The organism is Alishewanella sp. HL-SH05 (genome assembly GCF_052655985.1).
The window spans coordinates 928,530-952,240 of sequence record NZ_CP199753.1 but is presented as its reverse complement, the minus strand read 5'-3'; the positions used below and the strand labels follow the sequence as shown (position 1 = coordinate 952,240).

26 protein-coding genes and 1 tRNA gene are annotated in these 23,711 nt (G+C 46.6%); 15 read left to right on the top strand and 12 right to left on the bottom strand.

The features are described 5' to 3' along the window. Complete coding sequence (locus tag ACUJFL_RS04305; RefSeq protein ID WP_226749507.1) at positions 1 to 1,377, bottom strand: N-acetylmuramoyl-L-alanine amidase; 1,377 nt, start codon at positions 1,375 to 1,377, stop codon at positions 1 to 3. After that, the gene (tsaE, locus tag ACUJFL_RS04300; protein WP_445428587.1) at positions 1,364 to 1,837 is read right to left on the bottom strand and encodes a tRNA (adenosine(37)-N6)-threonylcarbamoyltransferase complex ATPase subunit type 1 TsaE; all 474 of its coding nucleotides are present in this window, start codon (positions 1,835 to 1,837) and stop codon (positions 1,364 to 1,366) included. The genes ACUJFL_RS04305 and tsaE overlap by 14 nt, the downstream gene beginning before the upstream one ends. 211 nt (positions 1,838 to 2,048) lie before the next feature. Here tsaE and queG point away from each other — a divergent pair, with 211 nt between their 5' ends. Then, positions 2,049 to 3,197: a tRNA epoxyqueuosine(34) reductase QueG gene (gene queG / locus ACUJFL_RS04295; protein WP_445428586.1), complete on the top strand. Its 1,149-nt coding sequence runs from the start codon at positions 2,049 to 2,051 to the stop codon at positions 3,195 to 3,197. Here the strand turns inward: queG and ACUJFL_RS04290 are convergent. The 3 genes from ACUJFL_RS04290 to orn all read right to left on the bottom strand — a co-directional run bounded on the left by ACUJFL_RS04290 (position 3,166) and on the right by orn (position 4,193). Beyond that, a complete protein-coding gene (locus ACUJFL_RS04290) occupies positions 3,166 to 3,369 on the bottom strand; it encodes a DUF1289 domain-containing protein (protein WP_226749504.1) in 204 nt (67 codons plus the stop codon). The genes queG and ACUJFL_RS04290 overlap by 32 nt on opposite strands. Positions 3,370 to 3,494: 125 nt before the next feature. After that, positions 3,495 to 3,570, bottom strand: a tRNA-Gly gene (locus ACUJFL_RS04285). Between the two features lie 74 nt (positions 3,571 to 3,644). After that, positions 3,645 to 4,193, bottom strand: coding sequence for an oligoribonuclease (gene orn, locus ACUJFL_RS04280; protein ID WP_226749503.1), 549 nt, complete (start codon positions 4,191 to 4,193; stop codon positions 3,645 to 3,647). A gap of 128 nt (positions 4,194 to 4,321) precedes the next feature. On the opposite strand from orn, the gene rsgA reads away from it, so the two are divergent. The 3 genes from rsgA (at position 4,322) to ACUJFL_RS04265 (ending at position 7,139) form a co-directional block, all read left to right on the top strand. Beyond that, positions 4,322 to 5,356 carry a small ribosomal subunit biogenesis GTPase RsgA gene (gene rsgA / locus ACUJFL_RS04275; protein WP_226749502.1) on the top strand — a complete coding sequence of 345 codons (1,035 nt, stop codon included), beginning with the start codon at positions 4,322 to 4,324 and terminating at the stop codon, positions 5,354 to 5,356. Between the two features lie 21 nt (positions 5,357 to 5,377). Then, complete coding sequence (gene asd, locus ACUJFL_RS04270; protein WP_445428585.1) at positions 5,378 to 6,235, top strand: archaetidylserine decarboxylase; 858 nt, start codon at positions 5,378 to 5,380, stop codon at positions 6,233 to 6,235. 202 nt (positions 6,236 to 6,437) lie between these two features. Further along, positions 6,438 to 7,139, top strand: a complete 702-nt coding sequence (locus ACUJFL_RS04265) for a glycerophosphodiester phosphodiesterase (protein WP_445428584.1) — start codon at positions 6,438 to 6,440, stop codon at positions 7,137 to 7,139. Positions 7,140 to 7,213: 74 nt separating this feature from the next. On the opposite strand, the gene ACUJFL_RS04260 is transcribed toward ACUJFL_RS04265, so the two are convergent. Beyond that, positions 7,214 to 7,597, bottom strand: coding sequence for a MerC domain-containing protein (locus ACUJFL_RS04260; RefSeq protein WP_445426759.1), 384 nt, complete (start codon positions 7,595 to 7,597; stop codon positions 7,214 to 7,216). Positions 7,598 to 7,774: 177 nt separating this feature from the next. Here ACUJFL_RS04260 and ACUJFL_RS04255 point away from each other — a divergent pair, with 177 nt between their 5' ends. Next, positions 7,775 to 8,080 (top strand): primosomal replication protein PriC, encoded by a 306-nt coding sequence (locus ACUJFL_RS04255; protein WP_229585298.1) that lies wholly within the window; start codon positions 7,775 to 7,777, stop codon positions 8,078 to 8,080. 70 nt (positions 8,081 to 8,150) lie between these two features. Here the strand turns inward: ACUJFL_RS04255 and ACUJFL_RS04250 are convergent, their stop codons facing one another. The 4 genes from ACUJFL_RS04250 to ACUJFL_RS04235 all read right to left on the bottom strand — a co-directional run bounded on the left by ACUJFL_RS04250 (position 8,151) and on the right by ACUJFL_RS04235 (position 12,711). Further along, complete coding sequence (locus tag ACUJFL_RS04250; RefSeq protein WP_226749497.1) at positions 8,151 to 8,651, bottom strand: DUF3016 domain-containing protein; 501 nt, start codon at positions 8,649 to 8,651, stop codon at positions 8,151 to 8,153. Positions 8,652 to 9,295: 644 nt separating this feature from the next. Beyond that, positions 9,296 to 10,255, bottom strand: coding sequence for a carbohydrate kinase family protein (locus ACUJFL_RS04245; protein ID WP_445426217.1), 960 nt, complete (start codon positions 10,253 to 10,255; stop codon positions 9,296 to 9,298). 478 nt (positions 10,256 to 10,733) lie between these two features. Further along, entirely contained in the window at positions 10,734 to 12,371 is a 1,638-nt protein-coding gene (gene groL, locus ACUJFL_RS04240; protein WP_226749493.1) for a chaperonin GroEL, read from the bottom strand. A 49-nt stretch (positions 12,372 to 12,420) separates the two neighbouring features. Then, a complete protein-coding gene (locus tag ACUJFL_RS04235) occupies positions 12,421 to 12,711 on the bottom strand; it encodes a co-chaperone GroES (RefSeq protein ID WP_226749492.1) in 291 nt (96 codons plus the stop codon). 171 nt (positions 12,712 to 12,882) lie between these two features. Here ACUJFL_RS04235 and cutA point away from each other — a divergent pair, with 171 nt between their 5' ends. The 9 genes from cutA to purH all read left to right on the top strand — a co-directional run bounded on the left by cutA (position 12,883) and on the right by purH (position 21,857). Then, positions 12,883 to 13,209 (top strand): divalent-cation tolerance protein CutA, encoded by a 327-nt coding sequence (gene cutA / locus ACUJFL_RS04230; RefSeq protein WP_226749491.1) that lies wholly within the window; start codon positions 12,883 to 12,885, stop codon positions 13,207 to 13,209. Further along, positions 13,199 to 15,034 (top strand): protein-disulfide reductase DsbD, encoded by a 1,836-nt coding sequence (locus ACUJFL_RS04225; protein WP_445428583.1) that lies wholly within the window; start codon positions 13,199 to 13,201, stop codon positions 15,032 to 15,034. The genes cutA and ACUJFL_RS04225 overlap by 11 nt, the downstream gene beginning before the upstream one ends. A 259-nt stretch (positions 15,035 to 15,293) precedes the next feature. Then, complete coding sequence (gene aroQ / locus ACUJFL_RS04220) at positions 15,294 to 15,752, top strand: type II 3-dehydroquinate dehydratase (protein ID WP_226749489.1); 459 nt, start codon at positions 15,294 to 15,296, stop codon at positions 15,750 to 15,752. 18 nt (positions 15,753 to 15,770) lie between these two features. Beyond that, positions 15,771 to 16,229, top strand: a complete 459-nt coding sequence (gene accB / locus ACUJFL_RS04215; RefSeq protein ID WP_306177127.1) for an acetyl-CoA carboxylase biotin carboxyl carrier protein — start codon at positions 15,771 to 15,773, stop codon at positions 16,227 to 16,229. A gap of 15 nt (positions 16,230 to 16,244) precedes the next feature. Beyond that, complete coding sequence (accC, locus tag ACUJFL_RS04210) at positions 16,245 to 17,588, top strand: acetyl-CoA carboxylase biotin carboxylase subunit (RefSeq protein WP_226749487.1); 1,344 nt, start codon at positions 16,245 to 16,247, stop codon at positions 17,586 to 17,588. Positions 17,589 to 17,710: 122 nt separating this feature from the next. Then, positions 17,711 to 18,592 (top strand): 50S ribosomal protein L11 methyltransferase, encoded by an 882-nt coding sequence (gene prmA, locus ACUJFL_RS04205; RefSeq protein ID WP_445428582.1) that lies wholly within the window; start codon positions 17,711 to 17,713, stop codon positions 18,590 to 18,592. Between the two features lie 252 nt (positions 18,593 to 18,844). Further along, positions 18,845 to 19,816, top strand: a complete 972-nt coding sequence (gene dusB, locus ACUJFL_RS04200) for a tRNA dihydrouridine synthase DusB (RefSeq protein ID WP_226749485.1) — start codon at positions 18,845 to 18,847, stop codon at positions 19,814 to 19,816. A gap of 18 nt (positions 19,817 to 19,834) precedes the next feature. Further along, complete coding sequence (fis, locus tag ACUJFL_RS04195) at positions 19,835 to 20,125, top strand: DNA-binding transcriptional regulator Fis (RefSeq protein ID WP_068228306.1); 291 nt, start codon at positions 19,835 to 19,837, stop codon at positions 20,123 to 20,125. A gap of 145 nt (positions 20,126 to 20,270) precedes the next feature. Next, on the top strand, positions 20,271 to 21,857 hold the full coding sequence (gene purH, locus ACUJFL_RS04190) for a bifunctional phosphoribosylaminoimidazolecarboxamide formyltransferase/IMP cyclohydrolase (protein ID WP_445428581.1): 1,587 nt from the start codon (positions 20,271 to 20,273) through the stop codon (positions 21,855 to 21,857). 58 nt (positions 21,858 to 21,915) lie between these two features. On the opposite strand, the gene ACUJFL_RS04185 is transcribed toward purH, so the two are convergent. Together ACUJFL_RS04185 and ACUJFL_RS04180 are read right to left on the bottom strand one after the other, a co-directional pair. Continuing rightward, a complete protein-coding gene (locus tag ACUJFL_RS04185; protein ID WP_445428580.1) occupies positions 21,916 to 22,332 on the bottom strand; it encodes a gamma-glutamylcyclotransferase family protein in 417 nt (138 codons plus the stop codon). 222 nt (positions 22,333 to 22,554) lie between these two features. Further along, positions 22,555 to 22,893, bottom strand: a complete 339-nt coding sequence (locus ACUJFL_RS04180) for a tRNA-binding protein (RefSeq protein ID WP_226749482.1) — start codon at positions 22,891 to 22,893, stop codon at positions 22,555 to 22,557. A 57-nt stretch (positions 22,894 to 22,950) separates the two neighbouring features. Here ACUJFL_RS04180 and ACUJFL_RS04175 point away from each other — a divergent pair, with 57 nt between their 5' ends. After that, a complete protein-coding gene (locus tag ACUJFL_RS04175) occupies positions 22,951 to 23,694 on the top strand; it encodes a ferredoxin--NADP reductase (protein WP_226749481.1) in 744 nt (247 codons plus the stop codon). Positions 23,695 to 23,711 lie beyond the last annotated feature (17 nt).

The window sequence follows — 23,711 nt, the reverse complement described above, 5'->3', positions numbered from 1 at the left end:
TTAGGGGATCCGCAACACCTGACCAATGCGAATACTGTCGTTACGCAGTTCGTTATGGCGGCGTAACTCGTCTAGTGACACATTATAACGCTGTGCTAATAACGATAAAGACTCCCCTGCTTGCACGCGGTGCTCTTTCGAACGACGCTGCGCAAATAACGAATCGGCTGGAGGCGACAACTCAAAGTGACGGCGCAAACCATTAAATAATGACTGCACTAATTTTTGCTGATGCGAACTACTGCGCAATAAACGCTCTTCTTGCGGGTTAGAAATAAAACCGACTTCAACTAAAATGGACGGAATATCTGGCGCGCGCAACACGCCTAAGCTAGCAGCTTGCGGCTCTTTTTTGTGGAGAGTCGTCACTTTGCCCAATTCAGACAAAACCTGGTTTGCCACTTGATGTGCCGTTACCATCGAATGATTCATTGATAAATCGAGTACCGTTTGTGCTAAATAGCGCTCATTGGCCGAGTCTTTAATCACTTCCGCAACACCGCCTAACAACTCACCGTGTCGCTCCGTTTGCTCTAGCATACGACCGACCTCTGAGGTCGCTCGACGTAACGATAACACCCATACTGAAGCCCCTTTAGGCTGAGGTGAAGTAAAGGCGTCCGCGTGAATGGATACTAACAAATCTGCTTGCATACGCCGCGCAATATCAGTGCGGCTATTCACATGCACATAGTAATCACCGGTACGCACCATGGTGGCTTTCATACCGGGCTCACGGTTAATGGTTTCCAGTAATTGCTTGGCAATAGGCAGGGTTAAGTTTTTTTCATAAATGCCGCTGGGGCCAATGGAACCGGGGTCTTCACCACCGTGTCCGGCATCGATAGCAATGATGATATCGCGAGCGGCACGCACCGTCGCAGGAATTGCCTGGCGACTGCTGGCGGTGTTTGCGCTGCTGTTCGTCACAGGGCGAGTCTCAACCGGCGCGCTACTGGCACTGCTGCTACTGGCTTTACTATCGGGTAAATCCACCACCAAACGATGGCCATAAGGCGGTGTCGGGGTCAGTGCAAAAATTGTTGGTTTAACTGCGCTGCTTAAATCGAGCACAATGCGCATGGTGTTTTTAGTGCCACTGCTGCGAATATCTCGGATCAGCGGGGCTTCACCGCTAATCGCTGGCAGTGTGGTCGCGCCCGTGACGCGACTTAAGTCAATAACTAAGCGTTCTGGGTTTTCTAAGGTGAAATATTTATATTCTGGGGCAGCAGCCAAATCAAATACCACGCGGGTATTGTCTGGCGAGGGCCAAATACGAATATTCTGCACCTGATTACTGGCAAACGCCACCGCACTTTGCAGTAACAGACAATACAAGATGAGATGAGCAAGCAGCGCGTTAGTTTTTTTCATTATCCGTCAATGCTGTCAATAAAGTTTGAACATGTGCGTTATGCGCCGTGATAACCAAATGACGCGAAGTGGCATCCAGCGAAAAAGCCAGCGTTAAATCAGGTTCAGGCAAACAGCCAAAACCACGTTCAGGCCATTCAATTAAACATAGGCTATCAGCATTAAAATAATCTCTGATCCCCATAAATTCCAGTTCTTCTGCATCATGTAACCGATACAAATCAAAATGATAAACTTGTAGGCCTGCCAAATCATAGGGTTCAACTAAGGTATAAGTTGGGCTTTTTACTTTACCTGAGTGGCCTAAGCTTTGAATTAAACCTCGAGAAAAAGTGGTTTTGCCCGCGCCTAAAGGCCCTTGCAGAAACAGAACTAAACCACCGTGCAATTGCGCCGCCAGTTTTGCCGCGAACGCTGCCGTTTGCGCTTCGCTATCAATTTGTACCTTAAGTTCTACCACAGTAATAACTCAACACCCATCTTTAATTGCCGTTGGCTATGTTAACAAACTTGTAGGGCATGCAGGAAGAAAAACCGCTCAAGCGTGTGGTCAGACTGAGTAAATTGTTTCAAGTTCCCGCTAGTTAGCCACTTATAGCCATCGAGGTGAAGTCTAAATGCCAAAAGACCACTGACAATTTATGTTAAAGTAGCGCCTAGAAAAGCGCGATATGACGAATACAGAGTTCAGTATGGAAAAACAGCAGCTAGCAGATCAAATTAAACAATGGGCCGCTGAATTAGGTTTTCAGGCCTGTGGTATTACTAAACCTGACTTAGCTGAGCATGAAGCGCACTTACAGCAGTGGTTAGACGCTGGCTTCCATGGTGAAATGCATTATATGGCGCAACACGGCATGTTGCGTGCCAGACCCACTGAATTACAACCCGGTACGCTCAGTGTCATTAGCGTTCGCCTAGATTATTTACCACAGCAAGCAGGTTTTGCCACTAACTTAGCCGATCCTAAGTTGGCCTATATCAGCCGTTATGCGCTGGGGCGAGATTATCATAAATTAATGCGCCAACGTTTAAAGCAACTGGGCCAGAAGATTGCCACACTCAGTGCTGAATTAGCCGGCCGCCCTTTTGTCGACTCGGCGCCCATTTTAGAACGGCCTTTAGCACAAAAAGCCGGTATAGGCTGGGTTGGCAAGCATAGCTTGGTGTTAGCCGAGCAAGCTGGTTCGTGGTTTTTCCTTGGCGAATTACTGGTGAATCTCGATTTGCCCATCGACACGCCACACAACGGCGATTGCGGTAGCTGCGTGGCTTGCATAACCAGTTGCCCAACAGGTGCCATAGTGGCGCCTTATGTTGTTGATGCCCGCCGCTGTATCTCGTATCTCACTATTGAATTAGCCGATGCGATCCCTGAACAGTTTCGAGCGCAAATCGGCAATCGTATTTATGGCTGTGATGATTGCCAATTAGTCTGCCCGATAAATCGAGCCGCGCCATTGAGTCAGGAAAGCGATTTTCAACGTCGTCCACACTGGCAAGATCAGTCACTGCTGGCACTTTTTCAATGGGATGAGGCGACCTTTTTGCAGTTAACCGAAGGCAGCGCCATTAGGCGGATTGGCTTTGAACGCTGGCAACGAAACATTGCCGTTGCGCTGGGCAATGCGCCTTATGACCCTGCTATTAGTGAGATATTACAGCAACGGTTGGCTGACGCCAGTGAGTTAGTAAAAGAGCATATTCGCTGGGCGCTAGCACAGCAAAAACAAAAAAGCTGGCAACAAGCTAATTTATTACCAAGAAGTACCGAACGTTTAGTACGGATTATTCAGAAGGGTCTGCCGCGAGATAGTTAAACTGATTAACAGGCCGCTCTGCTCGTCGTGCTGCCGCCTGCTCGACAATTTCCGTTTTTCGTTGCTCATTAGCCTGATGCCATTCGGTAATTTCAGCCAATAAACGGCCACATCCCAAACAGCAGTCGTGTTGGTCTAGACAGCAGTTTCTAACACATGGGGAGAGCGCCATTGCAAATCCTTAGCAGTGTGTCTCAACATAACATTTTGCTAGAAATTGTTGTCTAAAAAAAGATATTTGGCAATATCGCAGATTCAGAAAAGCGAAAAGCAGCCACTAGGGCTGCTTTTCTAATTTGGAGCGAGTTACGAGATTCGAACTCGTGACCTCGACCTTGGCAAGGTAGCGCTCTACCAACTGAGCTAAACTCGCATCATGCTTGCAACCGAAGTTGCTTACTGATGGCGCGCATTTTACAAAACTGGCCAATCGATGCAAGCATTTTTTTAAGGAATTCGAAAAAAATGTGTGCGATAGGTCACTAATTCAGCAATTGACTCACGAATGTCGTCCATCGCCAAGTGGCTGTTGGTTTTTTGTACGTGTTTAATCACTTCAGGCGCCCAGCGTTTCGCTAACTCTTTTATCGTGCTGACATCGACATTTCGATAATGAAAGAAGCTTTCAAACTCAGGCGCATATTCTGCCAAAAAACGCCGGTCTTGCCCTATACTATTGCCACACATCGGCGATTTACCCGGGCTAACATAGCGACTTAAAAAGGCCAGTGTTTGCTCAACCGCGTCGGCTAGCGTAACGTCACTGGCACGACAACGAGCCGTTAAGCCACTCTTACCGTGTTGCTCAACACACCAAGGGTTCATATTCGCCAACACATCATCCGCGGTTTTAATGGCAAAGACCGGACCTTCGGCTAAGATATTTAACTCGCTGTCCGTCACAATAGTGGCCATCTCTAAAATAACATCGGTTTTTGGTTCCAGCCCCGTCATTTCTAAATCAAGCCAAACCAAGTTGCTATCATTCACTGTCATAATTATTCAGTACCTTTCTGAAGTGAGTGGGCTGAAACGTTTGCTGCTTTGTTACAACCCAGATTGCAGGTATGATACACGTCCTAAGCTTAACAGTAATAGCATCCTTTACAGAAAAACGGTAACCAGTGACCAAGAAAAAACATCTAACACAGCGCCAGCACGATCGAATTGCCAAAAATGAGCAGCGACGTTTACAACGTAATGCTAAAAAAGGTGCCGTCGACTGGGATGAACAACTCTTATTAGCGCCTGAGCCAGGTTTGGTACTCAGTCGCTTTGGTCAGCATGCCGACGTTGAAGATGCCCAAGGTAAGGTGATCCGTTGCAGTATGCGGCGCACCATCAGTTCGGTGGTTACGGGCGACACCGTAATATGGCGGCGCAGCACCCAGGCTACTGGCAGTATTGATGGCGTGATTGAAGCAGTCGAAGAACGCCGTTCGGTTTTGTTACGTCCTGATTTCTATGACGGCCTAAAACCTGTGGCAGCCAATATTGACCTGATGATTATTGTCTCTGCCATTCTTCCGGCATTGTCTTTTAATATTATTGACCGCTATTTAGTCGCGGCAGAGATGACCGGCATTAAACCCTTGCTCGTCATTAATAAAGCCGATTTACTCGATGAGACCGCGCAAGCAGAATTAGAACAGCAACTTGCACTGTATCGCCAACTCAATTACACCTGTTTGCTATTAAGCGCCAACAGCGGCCAGGGTATGAGTACACTGCAAGAGTATATTCACAGTGGTACCAGTATTTTTGTTGGTCAATCTGGTGTGGGTAAGTCGTCGTTGATGAATGCATTGATGCCAGGTTTGGCGGCAGTAACGCGTGAAGTGTCAACGCTTTCAGGGCTGGGACAGCACACCACAACCGTATCGCGGTTATATCATTTGCCAGAAGGTGGTGAACTGATCGACTCGCCAGGGATCCGCGAATTTGCTTTATGGCACTTATCACCTGAAGAAGTAACGCAAGGTTTTATTGAATTTCGACCTTGGCTGGGGCGCTGTAAATTCCGCGACTGTAAACATATCACAGACCCCGGCTGCGCCATTCAACATGCCGTAGCTGAAAACGCGATCAGCCAAGAACGTTACGACAGTTATTTAAAAATCCTGACCAGCATGACGCAGGATAAACCGAATCATTTTTAATTTTAAGAGTATCGACCCGCTATGGATAAACTAAAAATCACCCTGCAATATATGCTACCAAAGCATTTAATTTCCCGCTTAGTGGGTAAATTGGCCGCTGCCCGTTTAGGCTTTATCAGCCATGCGCTGATTAAACTGTTCATCAAAGCCTATAACATCAACATGCAGGAAGCTAAATTTGAACGCGCCAGTGACTATGCCAGTTTTAATGAGTTTTTTACTCGGCCGTTAAAAGACGGTATTCGCCCGCTGGACAGCGATCCGGCGATTATCACCCATCCAGTGGACGGCGCTATTAGCCAGCTGGGTGAAATTGTCTCAGGCCAACTGGTGCAAGCTAAAAACCATAACTACAGCTTACAAAGCTTATTAGGGGGTAAAGAACAAACCGCCGCGCCTTTCTTAGGTGGTGAATTTGCAACCATTTACTTAGCACCGAAAGACTATCACCGTATTCATATGCCGGTAACTGGCGTATTACGTGAAATGATCTATGTGCCCGGCGAGTTGTTTTCGGTTAATCCATTAACGGCTGAAAACGTGCCTGATTTATTTGCCCGTAACGAACGCGTGGTAACGATTTTTGATACCGAGTTTGGCCCAATGGCCTTGGTATTAGTCGGTGCTACGATCGTTGCTAGCATTGAAACCGTCTGGGCCGGTACCGTCACGCCACCAGCGGGCAGCAGTATTTTCCGTTGGAATTATCCGGCGAGCGGTTTAAACAGTGTTCGTTTAGAAAAAGGCGCCGAAATGGGCCGCTTTAAACTCGGCTCAACGGTTATCTTAGCTTTCCCTGCTGGCAAAGTTGCATTTTTAGCCGATCAGCAACCCGGCACCGTCACTCGCATGGGTACGCCATTTGCTAACATAACCTAAACAGTAATACCTGAGCAGGATATACGGATGTCCTGCTCTTCTCTTCTTTCTCGTCACAACGCCCTTTTTCACTGCCTCCTCAGCTAAACCTCTCTAATCTTGGCTATTTACTTTCAGTTGCCCCGTCAAGCTGATGAAAAAAATCCGCAACCGGCCCTTTATCTGCAGTAAACTAAGTAAAAAGAGTTTTTAAGGAATGAGTATGCAAATCATCGCGCATCGTGGTGCCAGTGGTGAGTATCCAGAAAATACACTATTGGCGATTGAGCAAGCGATAGCTCAAGGCGCAGATGCTATTGAGATAGATGTGTTTGCACTGCAAGGTGAGTTGGTCGTTATCCATGATCATCATGTGGCACGCACCACGAATGGGCAAGGCAGCTTATATCAGTTTTCTTTAGCCCAATTACAGCAGCTTGATGCCGGGCGCGGTGAGCGCGTACCGACACTGTGGCAAGTGTTGCAATATGTGCAGGTAACCAAGGCGTGGTTAAATATTGAATTAAAAGGCGCGGATACCGCCGAGCCCTTGCTTAAATTACTGCAACGAGCCGAGCAAGAATTAGCTTTCGATAGCCAACGCTTGCTGATTTCATCGTTTAATCACCATTTATTGCATACCATTAAACGCGCGCAGCCTAGTTTAAAACTGGGGGCGTTAACGGCCAGCTTACCGCTTGATTATGCAGCTTTTGCAGAACAACTGGGAGCTTACTCGGTACATTGTGATGTTAGCTTTATTAACCAAGCGTTTGTCGATGACGCCAAAACCCGTGGTTTAAAAGTCTATGTGTATACCGTGGATCAAGCCGATGATATTGCGCGGCTGCAGCACTATGGCGTAGATGGGATCTTTAGCAATTATCCGGCGCGCAGCCGACAGCGCCTTTCAGCGTCAAACTAAACGGCGCAAAAAGCAGTAAATCGTCAGAAACAAAAATCCCGCCGTAGCGGGATTTTAAAGATGCGTTTGCAGAATTAAGACGGTTGATGTTCGTCTTCGCAGCTATTGCAACTGTTACATAAGCGCATATTCATAACATGCGCTGACACCACTAAGGTGGCACCGACAATCAAAATAAGGTGTTCGTATTCGCTACCCCAAGCACCACGTTGCCAATAAATAAAACCACCTAAAAACAACGCATAAAATGGGTAAAGTTTACGATGATAACGATGAAAACCCACAAATAAAGTAAAGAAACCTAAGGCCATGGTCAGCAGTAACACTATGCCTTCAAACGCATGGTTGTGGCCGGCAGTTAAACCTAACAAAGGTAAGATAGGCAGAATGACAGGTAGCATAATGCAATGAATGGCACATAACGATGTGACCATTATTCCTACCTTATCAAACAACACTCTCGCTTTGGCAATCACTGCGATATCCTTAAAACACGAAATCAAAGAAAAGATATAGTATAACAAAACATTTTAGAATGGAATGGCTCGACACAAATTATCTCTGTTTTGGACTCTGCTACCACAGCCTTTATGGCATAATAGCTCGCTAATTTTAATGATTTGAAAAGATGCGTTATGGATACTCTACTGGAACAACTGGATGACAATCTAAAAGAGCTTTATCGTAAAGCCCTCGATGCCGATGCACTGCTAGAGCAATTGCAACAAGAAGGTAAGGCTAATCATCAGGCGGTATTTGCTAAAGAAGCCGGATTTAGTGCGCAAAGTAATCGTTTTATGCCTTACTTAGCTGAAACTGCAGAACACATCGCGGCGATGCGGCAAAGCCAGCAATTCAATACCGCAACTTTAGAGCGTGTGGTTCGACAACTCAAACTGTTACACAAAACCTTGGCTGAGTTTCGACACATCACCAAATAACAAAAAAGGGGTAACCGCTTAGCCGTTACCCCTTTCACACATGGTTTGTGATTGACTACCGATACCGGTACTAGTCATTCAAAGCAGGCTTTACCGTTTTCTTAAACCAGTCTTCCAGCATTTTATGCTCAAATTCAAATTCTTTACGCGAATTGGCTCGGCCTAGGCGCTGCAAAAAGCCCATATCACGCTCCTTTACCTCGCCACTTAACACCGTCTGACCACTGGCATCGAGTAATTGGTGTGTAAAGCGAATAGCAGGCGAATGAATATCTTTAACAATGCGTAAAGCTTGACCGGCTGGCCCAGCAAAATAGTCAACATCACCCGCTAAATCAATATCGGTTACCGTGACTTGCCATTTATATCCGGCTGGCATTTCTGCGGCCAACTCGTTAAAGGAGTCAGTAAATGCCGCGACCACTCTTTCAGAATAGCGACTACGGGTATCATTAGTCGGCCTTACATCAGTAAAACCTTTGGGATCATCAAAGTTTAGTGTTAGCTCGGCTGCTGCGACACTAAGCCCTGACCACGCTAGCAGCGTCATTGCTAATATACTGTTACGCATTTTAACCTCCTCGAATAACTGATGAGTTATTACAACATTTAAAGGTATAGGCTAAGTTAGCTTTATGCAAGCTGAACACGGCAACTGACAAACGGTATGCTGTTGCTTAACCGCATAAAATGGCCATACAAACTGACACTCCGCCTAAATGAAAGCGCTTCTCGTCATCCGAGCAAGCCGTATCGCTCTGTAATTAGGCCACACTTTGACATGGTTACAGCCTCTTTCAAAGGTGGCTGCCAACACCTGACTTTACTTAATTACTATGCCACAGCGCTGCTAAGCACTAAATAATTCATCATCGGATGATCAAGTGATAAGGATGGCCGAGCATATCCATGCAAAACTCTATCCGATGCCAATACCTGTAATATCTACCAGCAAGCAAGAAAAAGAACAACTGTATTCACAGCGCGATGTGGCCAGTACGCTATTGCTGCGAGTGAATATAAAGTGTTGTCACTGTTAGGTGCTTTGCGTTCGAACATGATCAACGGGTTGAACACCAACGAGTATACTGCGGAGCCTTTGCTAAGTAGCGACTTACCGCTTTAGAAATGTAACCGCATTTAACCGTGTTCCCCGCGCTGATGTTAATTACCCAGCAAGCACTGCCTGATGCAGGCTTGCGAGGTTACGCCTACTTACTTTTTAACAATAAAAGTACCGGCTTCTACTTCAGCCAAGGTGGGTAATGCAGCCATTGCACCAATAGTGGCACAGACCAAACCACTCACTTTACCGGCAAAAGCCACGAAATCGGCAATTTGCTCACGATAAAAATGGTCGCCAGGGGCCGTTTGCGACATCTTAAACAATACAGCACCAATAAAAGAGTCACCCGCCCCTGTGGTGTCGATGGCGGTTATTTCATAAGCTGGCACTAAAGTCTGCTGCCCCAGATGTGAAATTAAACAGCCTTTAGGGCCCAAAGTAACCAGTACAATCTTCACGCCTAAATCATGAAAGTACTGACAGCCTTTTTGCATATCGGTTTCATTACTTAACAATACTAATTCGTCATCGCTTACTTTAACGATATCGGCCAGCGCAAAATAGTGCTCGCACTTAGCTTTGAATTCTTCTTCACGGTTTTGCCAAAGGCCAATTCTAAAATTGGGATCAAAACAAATGATATTACCCTTACGTTTAGCGGCAGTGGCCAAACGTAAATAACTGGCGCTAAGTTCGCCACCCAGTAAAGCCGTGGCTGAACCTAAATGTACAATGGCATCATCGGTTAATTGCTCAATTGCTGCATCGCTCAGACACAGTTGCTCATCGGCACCGCGGTTAAACGCAAATTCACGCTCACCGTTATCCGCTAATGACACAAAAGCAAAAGTGGTCGACATCGGTAATGTCGACACAAAATCCGTGTTCACATGATAAGCTTTAATTTCTTCAGTTAAATACTGACCATAAGGATCGTTACCCACGGCCGCTACCAACGAAACATCCGCACCTAATTTACCAATACAGGCCGCCACATTCGCCGGCGCACCACCTGATTTTTTCACGTAATTTACGCCGTTAACTAAGCCTGCGTTCGTATCTGTACAAACAAAGTCAATTAACATTTCGCCGATGCACACAACTTTCATTTCGCTTCCTTTTATTAGGTTATTTACTGGATGCTTCGTTACAATTCAATTTAAACATCAATAAGTTAGAGTTTTAGCTCGACTTTTTTCTACTGCGCCACAAGGCGTTTATTATAACAGAAGCCGTACAAAATTACGGCGAAAAACAGCATAAATATAATACCGTTCAGCATTTTGAGTGTGGTGTAAAAAGAGCCAATAACCGTGATGTTTTAAGCAAAACCTCAGCTTAAAACACCTGCATTTAGGACTAAATGGACAGGCTAAATGGGCTAAAAACACAAGAAAACAAAACCTATTTAGGGCAATACAATGGTTTTCATACGGATAATTAGCGACTAAATAGAAAACCATATCAAGCGTGATGTAAATTTAAATCATTAAAATGCGACTTAAAGCAGTGAATTTACCGATAAAAAAACCCGTAAAGCAGCGCTTTACGGGTTTTTAACACATCGAAAAAAGATGCTTGGGCAGATTACATCATGCCGCCCATGCCACCCATGCCGCCCATATCAGGCATTGCAGGCGCATCATCTTTTGGTAATTCAGTTACCATAGCTTCGGTGGTGATCATCAGTGAACCAACAGAAGCAGCAAACTGCAATGCAGAACGCGTTACTTTAGTTGGGTCAAGGATACCCATTTCTAACATGTCGCCGTAAACATCAGTCGCGGCATTGTAACCGTAGTTACCTGTACCTTCTTTCACTTTGTTTACAACCACTGACGGCTCTTCACCGGCGTTAGAAACGATTTGACGCAGTGGTGCTTCCATTGCGCGTAGCGCAATTTTGATACCGTGCGTTTGATCTTCGTTTGCGCCAGTCATGCCCACTAAAGAAGCAGCTACGCGCACTAAAGCTACACCACCGCCAGGCACTACGCCTTCTTCTACTGCTGCGCGAGTTGCATGCAGCGCATCTTCAACACGGTGCTTCTTCTCTTTCATTTCTATTTCAGTCGCCGCACCGACTTTGATTACCGCTACACCGCCAGCTAGTTTCGCCAGACGCTCTTGCAGTTTCTCTTTATCGTAGTCAGAAGTGGCTTCTTCGATTTGCTGACGAATTTGCTTCACACGACCATCGATAGCCGCCTGATCACCGGCACCATCAATAATAGTTGTGTTATCTTTCGTGATAACCACGCGCTTAGCAGTACCTAAATCTTCCAGCGTGGCTTTTTCTAGCTCCATACCGATTTCTTCAGAAATCACAGTACCGCCAGTCAGTGTAGCAATGTCTTGTAACATGGCTTTACGACGATCGCCGAAACCTGGGGCTTTAACCGCAGAGATTTTCACGATGCCGCGCATGTTATTCACTACTAAAGTCGCCAAGGCTTCGCCTTCAACGTCTTCTGCAATAATTAACAATGGCTTGCCTGATTTCGCCACACCTTCTAATACCGGTAATAATTCACGGATATTCGAGATTTTCTTATCAACGGCTAAGATGTATGGATTATCTAGTTCAACCTGACCGGCTTCTTGGTTGTTGATGAAGTAAGGAGACAGGTAACCACGGTCGAATTGCATACCTTCAACCACGTCTAACTCGTTGTTCAGGCCTTGACCTTCTTCAACAGTGATCACGCCTTCTTTGCCTACTTTGTCCATAGCTTCGGCAATAATGTTACCGATTTCTTCGTCAGAGTTAGCAGAAATAGTACCTACTTGCGCAATCGCTTTGCTATCGGCACAAGGCTGAGAAAGTTTTTTCAGCTCTTCAACGGCAGCAATTACTGCTTTGTCGATACCGCGCTTTAAATCCATTGGATTCATGCCAGCAGCAACAGCTTTAACACCTTCGTTGATGATGTTTTGCGCTAATACCGTTGCGGTAGTGGTACCGTCACCGGCTTCGTCATTGGCTTTAGATGCGACTTCTTTCACCATCTGTGCGCCCATATTCTCGAATTTGTCTTCTAACTCGATTTCTTTGGCAACAGAAACACCGTCTTTAGTGATAACAGGTGAACCGAATGACTTATCTAAAATAACATTACGGCCTTTTGGGCCTAAGGTAACGCGTACCGCGTTAGCCAGAATATTTACGCCTTTCAGCATTTTATTGCGAGCTTCGTCGCCAAAACGTACGTCTTTTGCAGCCATGTTATATATCCTCAAATACGATTAATAATTGATCAGAGAAGTGTGAAAATTAATCCAGAATCACACCTAAGATGTTGTCTTCTTTGGTGATAACATATTCCTGACCATCAATTTTTTCTGTGCGCTCTACATAAGCACCGAACAATACTTTGTCGCCAACTTTTACTTCTAGTGGCTTAACGTTACCGTTATCTAAGATACGACCATTGCCAACTGCAACGACTTCACCACGGGTAGATTTTTCGGCAGAAGCCCCGGTCAGCACGATGCCGCCAGCTGATTTGCTTTCAGCTTCGGTACGTTTGATGATGACACGATCATGTAATGGACGAATATTCATGCTCTATCTCCTAAAGCGAGTTTTATGTTTAACAAGGGTGTTAAATTGTGTGTTCGCTATATGGGGCGCTGACGAAAAAATTCCAAGGGCTGTTGTAAAAAAACCTGCATTTTTTTAAGGTCGCTTTCGCTTATAATCACTTTTCATTGTGCTTCAGATTGGGAACCGACGATGACGCCCTATTTATTGATTCTCTGTAATTGCCCTGATGACAGCAGCGCACAGCGCATCACCGAAAGCTTACTGTCCCAGCAGTTAGTCGCTTGTATCAATCGATTGCCGGATATTCGTTCCAGTTACCGCTGGCAAGGCCAAATTGAGCACAGTGTGGAAATACAATTGCAGTTAAAAGCACCAGCCGTTAACTTTACCGCAATAGAACAAGCCATCTTGGCCATTCACCCGTACACTGTGCCAGAAATTATTGCTTTACCGCTGACTCGGCTGCATGCACCCTACGGTCAATGGATAAATGAGGTAACCCTAGGTGATCATTAAACGTTTTTATTTGCTGCTTTTAAGCTTGGTTCTTACCCTAACCTTAACGGGTTTTGCCCAAGCACAACAAAGTAATGCACTAGCGAACAAAAATTCGGTATTAAATAGCCTACTGCAAGCGCAGCCGCAATTTCTGCCAGTTGAACAAGCCTTTGTGTTGGATTACCGGCAACAAGATGGCGCTTTATTACTGAATTGGACTATCGCTGATGGCTACTATATGTATCGCGATAAATTTAAACTCGGCGGCGTAGCCGTCAGTTTTTCACACCCGACCTACCCTGCTAGCATGACCATTGAAGACGAGTTCTTTGGCAAAACCGAGGTGTATTACCATCAATTGCAATTAAAGATCCCGTTAAGCGATATTGATGAAGACGCTATTTTTCGTGTTCAGTATATGGGCTGCGCTGAAGCCGGTTTTTGTTACCCGCCGAAAAGTGTTGAAATTCCACTCCAGCAAGGAACTGACGGCACGGCAATATCCAGTACAGCGGATGTCGAGGCTAGCACTGCCACTAACGCAATATCGAGCCAGTATGGACTTATTGATAAACTTAATCAGGGAACCTTATTGGCAAGCCTAGGCGTATTTTTTCTATTAGGTTTAGGCTTATCTTTCACACCTTGTGTGTTTCCGATGTACCCCATTTTAAGCGGTATTATCGTCGGCCAAGGGAAACAACTTTCGACTCGTCGTGCATTTGGTTTATCCATGTCTTATGTGCAAGGCATGGCACTGACATACTCTGCTCTTGGGTTGGTGGTCGCCAGCCTGGGTGTAAAGTTTCAAGCTTGGCTGCAACACCCCAGTGTTCTTATTGTTGCCTCCGTCATCTTTGTCGTTTTAGCCCTAGCAATGTTTGGTGTATTTAATTTTCAATTACCATCCAGTTGGCAGGCGAAAATATCAGGGCTTAGCAATAAACAACAGGGCGGCTCGTTAAAAGGCGCTTTTGTCATGGGGGCGTTATCGGGTTTAATCGCTTCGCCTTGCACCACAGCACCCCTTTCAGCCGCGCTCTTGTATGTGGCACAAAGTGGCGACTTAGTTATCGGGGCCTTAACCCTGTATGTCTTGAGCTTAGGAATGGGGCTGCCTCTATTGCTGCTGGGTACATCCGGTGGCCGTTTACTGCCTAAAGCGGGCAATTGGATGAATGCTGTAAAAAACATCTTCGGTTTCTTGTTACTGGCGGTGCCGCTCATTTTGTTAGAACGATTTTTACCTTACAGCACTATCTTGTTACTGGGCACTGGCTTAACGCTAGTATTGGTGGTGTATTTATATCGGCTGTTATTTACGTTGCAAAACCCGAGTGGCAAAGCGATTTTAGCTGTAATAGCACAAATGCTGTTACTCGGTGCTTTTTGGCTTAATTTAAACCACTGGCGCCCAGCAACAACACTGCCAGCGCCTAGCCAGCAAAGCAGCCAGCAAGGCGAATTTAAAGTTAATGCCTTGGGTTTTATCGAAATCAACACCGCTGAACAGCTGGCTGAACAATTACGGTTGGCGGCAGCTGCGGGGCAATACACCATGGTTGATCTCTATGCGGAATGGTGTGTCGCCTGTAAAGAGTTTGAGCAACTGACCTTCACCAAACCTGAAGTGACGGCGTTAACGTCACAAATGCGCTTGATTAAAATTGATGTCACCACGATGTCACGTGCCGACGCAGCATTATTGGATAGCTACCAAGTACTCGGTTTACCCACCTTGTTGTTCTTTGCTCCTGATGGCACGGAACTAACCCAAAGCCGTGTTACGGGCTTTCAAGCTGCAGCGCCTTTTGCCGCGCATTTAAATAGCATCATCAATTAATGTCTGTCGGCGAACGATAGCGTTCGCCGCAACTTGCAAAACTGACGTTGCGGGCATCGCTCGCAACAGACATCCAGACAGCCACTGGCTGATAAGACCAGTATTTTGCTGCCATTTGCTGCGATTTCACTATAATAAGGCAGGTAACTGCCAGTTGGCTCTCGACAACCAGACCGGTTTCGCCCTAAAGTGCTGCATTAACTTCAGCAAACAAGGCGTTTGTTGGTGGTAGCAGCATTTTATAAGTGGATAGGGAAAGATGGCAGCAACTTTGCGCATATTACTGTTAAATGGCCCAAATTTAAATATGTTGGGCGTACGTGAGCCGGCCACCTATGGTGCTGCCAGCTTAGCGGATATTGTTAGCGCACTGCAGCAACAAGCCGCTTCTTTAGATGTGCAATTACAAGCCCTGCAATCTAATGCTGAGCATGAATTAATCAACGCCATCCAGCAAAGCTATCAACAGCAAGATTTTATCATTATTAACCCTGGTGCTTATACCCATACCAGCATTGCACTGCGCGATGCGTTGTTAGCGGTTGCGATCCCTTTTATCGAAGTACACTTATCTAATGTACATGCGCGGGAAAGCTTTCGGCATCACTCTTATTTATCCGATATTGCCCGAGGCGTGATCTGCGGCCTCGGCGCTAAAGGCTATCACTATGCTTTAGACGCGGCAGTATCTTATTTACATTCACATAATCAAACCTAACTCAATCAGGCGAAAGACATGGATATTAGAAAAATTAAAAAATTAATTGAATTGCTGGAAGAGTCTGGCATTTCTGAATTAGAAATTACTGAAGGCGAAGAATCGGTACGCATCAGTCGCCATGGCCCCGCACAACATTATGCGCCACAACCTATGCATTATGCGCCAGCGCCAATGCAGGCGCCTGCTCCAGCACCTGCGGCACCCACGGCTGCCGCAGTGGAAGCAAAACCAGTAGTCACGGGTCATGTTATGAAATCACCGATGGTGGGTTCTTTCTATCGTGCTGCATCGCCAACGTCGAAAAATTTCGTGGAAGTGGGTCAAGCCGTAAAAGTGGGTGACACCTTATGTATTGTTGAAGCCATGAAGATGATGAACCAAATCCAAGCAGATAAAGCGGGTGTGGTAAAAGAAATCTTGGTTGAAAACGGCGAGCCGGTTGAATTTGACCAGCCAATTTTTATTATCGAATAACATTAAGGCTGACTAATGTTAGAAAAAGTCCTGATAGCCAACCGAGGCGAAATTGCCCTACGCATTTTGCGTGCGTGCAAAGAACTCGGTATCAAAACGGTAGCAGTACACTCTACTGTTGACCGTAATTTAAAACACGTGTTGTTAGCTGACGAAACCATTTGTATTGGCCCAGCACCTTCACCGCAAAGCTACTTAAATATACCCGCATTAATTGCGGCTGCTGAAGTGACTAATGCGCAAGCGATCCACCCAGGCTATGGTTTCTTGGCTGAACGCGCTGATTTTGCGCAACAAGTTGAAGAAAGCGGCTTAGTGTTTATCGGTCCACATCCGGATTCTATCCGCCTAATGGGTGACAAAGTGTCAGCCATTGAAGCGATGAAAAAAGCCGGCGTGCCATGCGTGCCAGGCTCTGATGGTGCGGTAGGCGATGACGCTGCTGTTAACATGAAGATTGCGAAGCGCATCGGGTATCCGATTATCGTTAAAGCGGCTGGCGGCGGCGGTGGTCGTGGTATGCGAGTGGTGCGTACTGAAGAAGAATTAGTCAGCTCTATCGAGATGACGAAAGCCGAAGCGAAAGCCGCATTTGGTAATGACATGGTGTATATGGAGAAATTCCTGGAAAATCCACGTCATATCGAAATTCAAGTTTTAGCTGATGGCCAAGGTAACGCCATCCACTTAGGTGAGCGTGACTGTTCAATGCAGCGTCGCCACCAAAAAGTGGTAGAAGAAGCGCCAGCGCCGGGTATTACCCCTGAACTGCGTGCCTTTATCGGTGGCCGATGTGTCGATGCCTGTAAAGTGATGAATTACCGTGGCGCCGGTACTTTTGAGTTCTTATTTGAAAATGGTGAATTCTTCTTTATCGAGATGAACACCCGTATTCAAGTAGAGCACCCGGTTACCGAAATGATTAGCGGTGTCGACTTAATTAAAGAGCAACTGCGTGTTGCCTCGGGTATGCCGTTGACCATCAAGCAAGAAGACATCGTTATCCGTGGCCATGCCATTGAGTGTCGGATCAATGCTGAAGATCCAGTGAGCTTTATCCCATCACCGGGTAAGATCACGCGTTTCCATCCACCGGGTGGTAATGGTATTCGCTGGGACTCGCACATCTATGCTGATTACACGGTACCACCAAACTATGATTCGATGGTCGGTAAGTTAATCACCTACGGTGAGACCCGTGATATCGCTCTGGCGCGGATGCGCAATGCCTTAGACGAGTTATTAGTGGAAGGTATCAAAACTAACATTCCATTGCATAAAGACATTATGCGCGATGCCGGTTTCTGTAAAGGCGGTACCAATATCCATTATCTGGAAAAGAAATTGGGTATTAAATAACAGCGTTTTACTCACGTGAAACTGAAAAGGGCCTGCCGGCCCTTTTTCTTTTGGCATTCATTGGATCTCTGCTGGTTGCTGGCGCTATAATAAGCGCCTTTTTTCGCTTGTAGAGAACCGCTATGCCTTGGATCCAATTACGCGTCACGACCACTGAAAAGAAAGCCGAACAGGTCAGCGACATGCTAATGAGCTGGGGCGCGCAGGCGGTCACCTTTCTGGATGCGCAAGACACGCCGATCTACGAGCCGATGCCAGGTGAAGTGATTTATTGGGCCAATACCGTGGTGATGGGGCTATTCGATGCCGAACACCCGATGCAAAAAGTGATTGCGCAGCTTGAAAGTACTGCATTATTTAAGGAAGGCGTCAGCTACAAGCTAGAACAGTTAGAAGATAAAGACTGGGAACGCGAATGGATGGATAACTTTCATCCGATCAAATTTGGCGAGCGGCTATGGGTATGTCCTAGCTGGCGCCCTATCCCTGATCCTACTGCGGTGAATGTGATGCTAGACCCTGGCTTAGCGTTTGGTACCGGCACTCACCCAACGACCGCACTGTGCATGCAATGGCTTGACGCACACATAAGCCATGGTCAAACCGTGGTCGACTTTGGTTGCGGCTCGGGTATTTTAGGTATTGCCGCGTTAAAACTGGGTGCCAGCCGTGTTATTGGCGTGGATATCGACCCACAAGCCATTATGGCTTCACGCGCCAACGCGGAACGTAACGATGTGCTGAATCAAATAGAATTGTACTTACCTAAAGATCAGCCACAACTTCAAGCCGATGTGGTGGTAGCCAACATTTTAGCCGGTCCTTTGGCTGAACTCTCTAGTATTATTAGTGCCTATGTAAAACCGGGGGGCTTATTGGCGCTCTCGGGCATCTTGCAAAGCCAAGCGCAAAGTGTGATCGATGCCTATGCCGCTGAGTTTACTTTTGATCCCATTGCCGAACAGGAAGAATGGGTACGTTTAAGCGCCAGAAGAAACGTTTAATTCAGCGTCTATTCAGTCAGGCTTTTGACTTTTGGGTTGGTGATAAAAACAACAACAACTCAATTATCTTTTTAGCGACATCAGCACTGGCGCTAACATAAGCTTGAGAAAACACGGCTTTTCAGCCTTTTAGGGAATGTCAATCCCTGAAAGGTCAAAAAAAAGCAGGTTTTGTTTAAATAATAACCTTTGCTTTAGTGACAAAAATCCGTAAACTTAGCGCCCCTTGGAGGTAGAGCCTTGGATTCAGTGGTGCGCATAGGTCCATATCAGTTAGCGAATAAGGTAGTTTGTGCTCCGATGGCAGGAGTAACCGATCACACTTTTCGTGAGCTTTGTCGGCGCTTCGGTGCAGCTTTAGCTGTGTCAGAAATGCTGTCGAGCAATCCGCTGGTCTGGCAGAGTGAAAAATCACAGAATCGCATGGGCCATCGTCAGGAGTCTGGGATCCGTTCGGTGCAAATTGCCGGCAGTGATCCTGAACAAATGGCGGCAGCAGCCCGTTATAATGTCGAGATTGGCGCACATATTATCGACATTAATATGGGATGCCCTGCCAAGAAGGTAAATAAAAAACTGGCTGGGTCTGCTTTATTGCAGTACCCCGAGTTGGTTGAACAGATTATCCAAGCGGTGGTTAATGCCGTTGACGTTCCTGTAACGTTAAAGATCCGTACAGGTTGGGATCCGGATAATCGCAATGGCGTGCAAATTGCGCGTATTGCTGAAGATAATGGCATACAGGCACTCGCGGTACATGGTCGTACCAAAGCTTGTATGTATAAAGGAGAAGCTGAGTACGACACCATTGCCGCAATTAAGCAGCAAGTATCGATACCAGTAATGGCGAATGGTGATATTACCACCCCGGAAAAAGCACGTTTTGTGCTGGACTACACCGGAGCTGACGCCGTGATGATTGGCCGTGCAGCTCAAGGTCGACCATGGATTTTTCGGGAAGTAGTACATTATTTGGCAACAGGACAGAAATTAGCCGCACCTTCAGTTTCAGAAGTGCAGCAAATCCTGTTGGAGCATGTGCAAGGCTTACACCAATTGTATGGTGAACACGCCGGTGCTCGTATCGCCCGCAAACATGTCGGATGGTACTTGGCAGAACATGATCCACAAGGAGTTTTTCGCAGTGAATTCAATGGCATTGAGCTGGCATTAACGCAGCTTGATGCATTAAATGACTATTTTCATAAACTAGCAGCCACCTAACGTAAAAGAGAAAAAGCAATGTTTAATTCGAACGTTACTTCGCCATTTATTACTAACGCCCACGTACAAACTCAGGAAAAGCCACAGGCTTTATCTAACGCCGCGCAAAAAGCCGTTGCTAACTATCTGCAACAGTTAAACGGCCAAGATGTTAACGACCTGTACGAGCTGGTTTTATCTGAATTAGAACGCCCGCTACTGGAAGAAGTGATGAAATATACCCGCGGCAATCAAACACGCGCCGCTAACTTAATGGGTATCAACCGCGGTACGCTGCGTAAGAAACTTAAACAATACGGCATGTCGTAATGCCCCGCAGGGTTCGGCCCTGCTACCAAGCACCTTCGGGTGCTTTTTTATTAGCTGGATCAGGGTAAAACTTCGCTGCTAAGCTCTGTTCCAGCCCGGCTTACGCCATGTCACTCTTTCTTTTAGCTACAACGAGATAATCCTGATGAGCACACTTCGTCCTGTCCGCCGCGCCCTTTTGAGCGTATCTGATAAAACCGGTATTGTTGAATTCGCCAAGGCACTCAGCGCCATGCAAGTAGAGATTTTATCTACCGGTGGCACAGCTAAATTATTAGCCGAGCAAGGTATTGCCGTAATTGAAGTTTCTGATTACACCGGCCACCCTGAAATTATGGATGGTCGTGTTAAAACGCTACACCCGAAAATTCATGGTGGTATTTTAGCGCGCCGTGGCATCGATGAAGCTGTGATGACGGCAAATAACATCGGCCCGATCGATTTAGTTGTCGTGAACCTTTACCCATTCGCTAACACCGTAGCCAAAGCGGATTGTTCATTAGCTGATGCTATTGAGAATATCGATATCGGTGGCCCAACCATGGTGCGTGCTGCCGCTAAAAACCATCAAGACGTGACAATTATTGTCAATGCTGACGATTACGCGATGGTATTGGCTGAAATGCAAGCACATGACGGTGCCACCACTCATGCTACGCGCTTTAGTTTAGCTATTAGCGCCTTTGAACATACCGCACAATATGATGGCATGATCGCCAATTACTTCGGAGCCATGTTACCGGCATATGACACGCCCACCGCGCCGGCGAGCAAGTTCCCTCGCACCTTTAATAGCCAATTCGTGAAAAAACAAGATTTACGTTACGGCGAAAACAGCCATCAAACGGCGGCGTTTTATGTACAAGCCGGCGCCAATGAAGCATCGGTTGCCAGCGCCACACAATTGCAAGGTAAGGCCCTGTCTTACAACAATATTGCCGACACCGATGCCGCTTTAGAGTGTGTAAAAGAATTTGCCGAACCGGCCTGTGTGATCGTTAAGCACGCCAACCCTTGTGGTGTGGCTATTGGTGAAAACATTCTGGCGGCTTATAACCGCGCTTATGCAACCGATCCTACCTCAGCGTTTGGCGGCATTATCGCCTTTAACCGCGAGTTAGATGACACCACGGCGAAAGAAATCGTTAGTCGTCAATTTGTCGAAGTGATTATTGCCCCTAGCGCCACCGCTGCTGCGGTCGCGGTTGTTGCCACTAAGCCGAATGTACGCTTATTAGTCTGTGGCGAATTTGCTGCCGCCAGTGCTGCCGTGGATATCAAGCAAGTCAACGGTGGCATCTTATTGCAAGACCGCGATCAAGCTACTGTAACAGCGGCTGATTTAAAGGTAGTGAGTCAGCGCCAACCCACCGAACAAGAGTTAAAAGATTTATTGTTCTGCTGGAAAGTCGCCAAGTTTGTGAAATCGAATGCCATTGTTTATGTGAAAGACAGCATGACCATTGGCGTCGGCGCCGGCCAAATGAGCCGCGTTTACAGCGCAAAAATCGCAGGCATCAAAGCCGCGGACGAAAACTTAGAAGTCAAAGGCTCTGTCATGGCCTCTGATGCCTTCTTCCCGTTCCGCGACGGTATTGATGCTGCCGCTGCTGCTGGTATTACTGCGGTGATCCAGCCAGGTGGTTCAATGCGCGATGCCGAGGTCATTGCCGCCGCAGATGAGCACGGTATGGCTATGGTGTTTACCGGCGTTCGCCATTTCCGTCACTAAACATCTGCTTTAACTGTAAAAAGGCCGCATAGCGGCCTTTTCTATTCCAAAGTCACGATCAGTTTCCAGCCAGCGTAAAATCACCTGATAAAATGGGCTTTAAATCATCCGTCGCGCGGTTGTAAACATAGACCCAAGCAGTAACCGCTGCACCATTTTGCAGGGTGACGGGTTGTTTAAGTCGCAGATATTCAGTGGGGCTAGCAAAACCAGGGCCGCACTCTTCATAGGCATCCAGCTCTGTGAGTAAATTTGCAGCTTTCGCTAGCTGATAAACTTCACCAACAACCTGCCAAGCGGGGTCGTTACTTGGCACGGCACCGGGGTAATAATCGACCAAATACAGCTTAGCCTGCAAACCACCCAGCCCGACGAGGCTGGCATATTGCTGCAGTAACTGATAGCAACGATTGCCAGCTGCCCGGCGCGGGGCATGTTGGCGAAGCGTGCCATAGACAAATAAATATTCTGACATGAACAAAGCCCAGATTAACAGTAGCCTGCTATTTTTACATAAATTTAGCCTGAACTGCCCCTTCCAGCGCAAAGCTATTTCTCATTGCGCCGCAAACAAGCCAGCTTACCGCTGTTGTGTGGCAAATCCGCTAAGCCATTGGCTGATAAAAGCCGATATCTGCCTGACGCCACAACAACAAGCGCTGATTGGTGACTATGCTTCTGTAGTTAAGCAGTGGCGTTATCCCAACTTAGCCCCATTGGGCACCGGGCTGTCTACTGATACCAGCACGATAGCACCATCTTCTCTGGCAAAACCGGTAACCAGACACTCTGACTGCATAGGGCCGATTTGCTTAGCTGGAAAATTTACCACTGCCATGACCTGCTTACCCAATAATTGCGCTTTACTATATAAGCTAGTGATCTGGGCACTGGATTTTTTGATACCAATGTCGCTGCCAAAATCTAATTGCAGTTTATAGGCGGGTTTTCGGGCCTCAGGAAAATCGTCTACAGCGATAATGGTGCCTACCCGAAGTTCTACTTTGGCAAAGTCTTGCCAGCTGATGGTTTCCATTACACCCTCTGCGTTAAGCTGCTATGCTAATCAAATTAAAGTAAACCGGAGAACGCCATGGCGCAATGGTTAAATGCGACGATAGCGGAAACAATTCACTGGACCGGAAATTTATTCAGCTTAAAAGCCAAGACCGGGCCACTCCCTTTTATTGCCGGTCAGTTTGTCAGACTGGCCATTGATGGCCCTGAAGGAAGGATTCAGCGCGCTTATTCACTGGTTAACCCACCTGACAGCGAATATCAGGAGTTTTTAGTCAGCACCGTTGCCGATGGCTTGTTATCGCCATTATTACAGCAATTAACGCCTGGCGATACGCTGGGAATTAGTCAGCCGGCTACTGGTTTTTTTATTCTGGATGAAGTACCTGACGGCGACAACTTGTGGCTGATTGCCACTGGCACCGGCATAGGCCCCTATTTATCGATGCTAGCCACCGCTGAACCTTATCAGCGCTTCGCCCATATTATTCTAGTACACAGTGTCAGCAACGCAGCCGATTTAACCTATAAAGACCTGATAGCCAGCTTTGTGGCAAAGAATCCCGAGCAGTTACACTATCAGCCGATCGTTACCCGCGAAACCTACCCTGGTGCCCTGCAAGATAGGATACCCAAATTAATAAACAGCCAGCAGTTACAACAACAGTGCGGTCAGTTGCTAAACCCAAAATCACAGGTAATGCTTTGTGGTAACCCACAAATGATTACCGACACTAAAGCCTTATTGGAAGGCATGGGTTTAACCAAAAACCTGCGGCGTAACCCCGGCAATATTACAGTTGAGCAGTATTGGAAATAATGTTGCCTTGGCTTTGA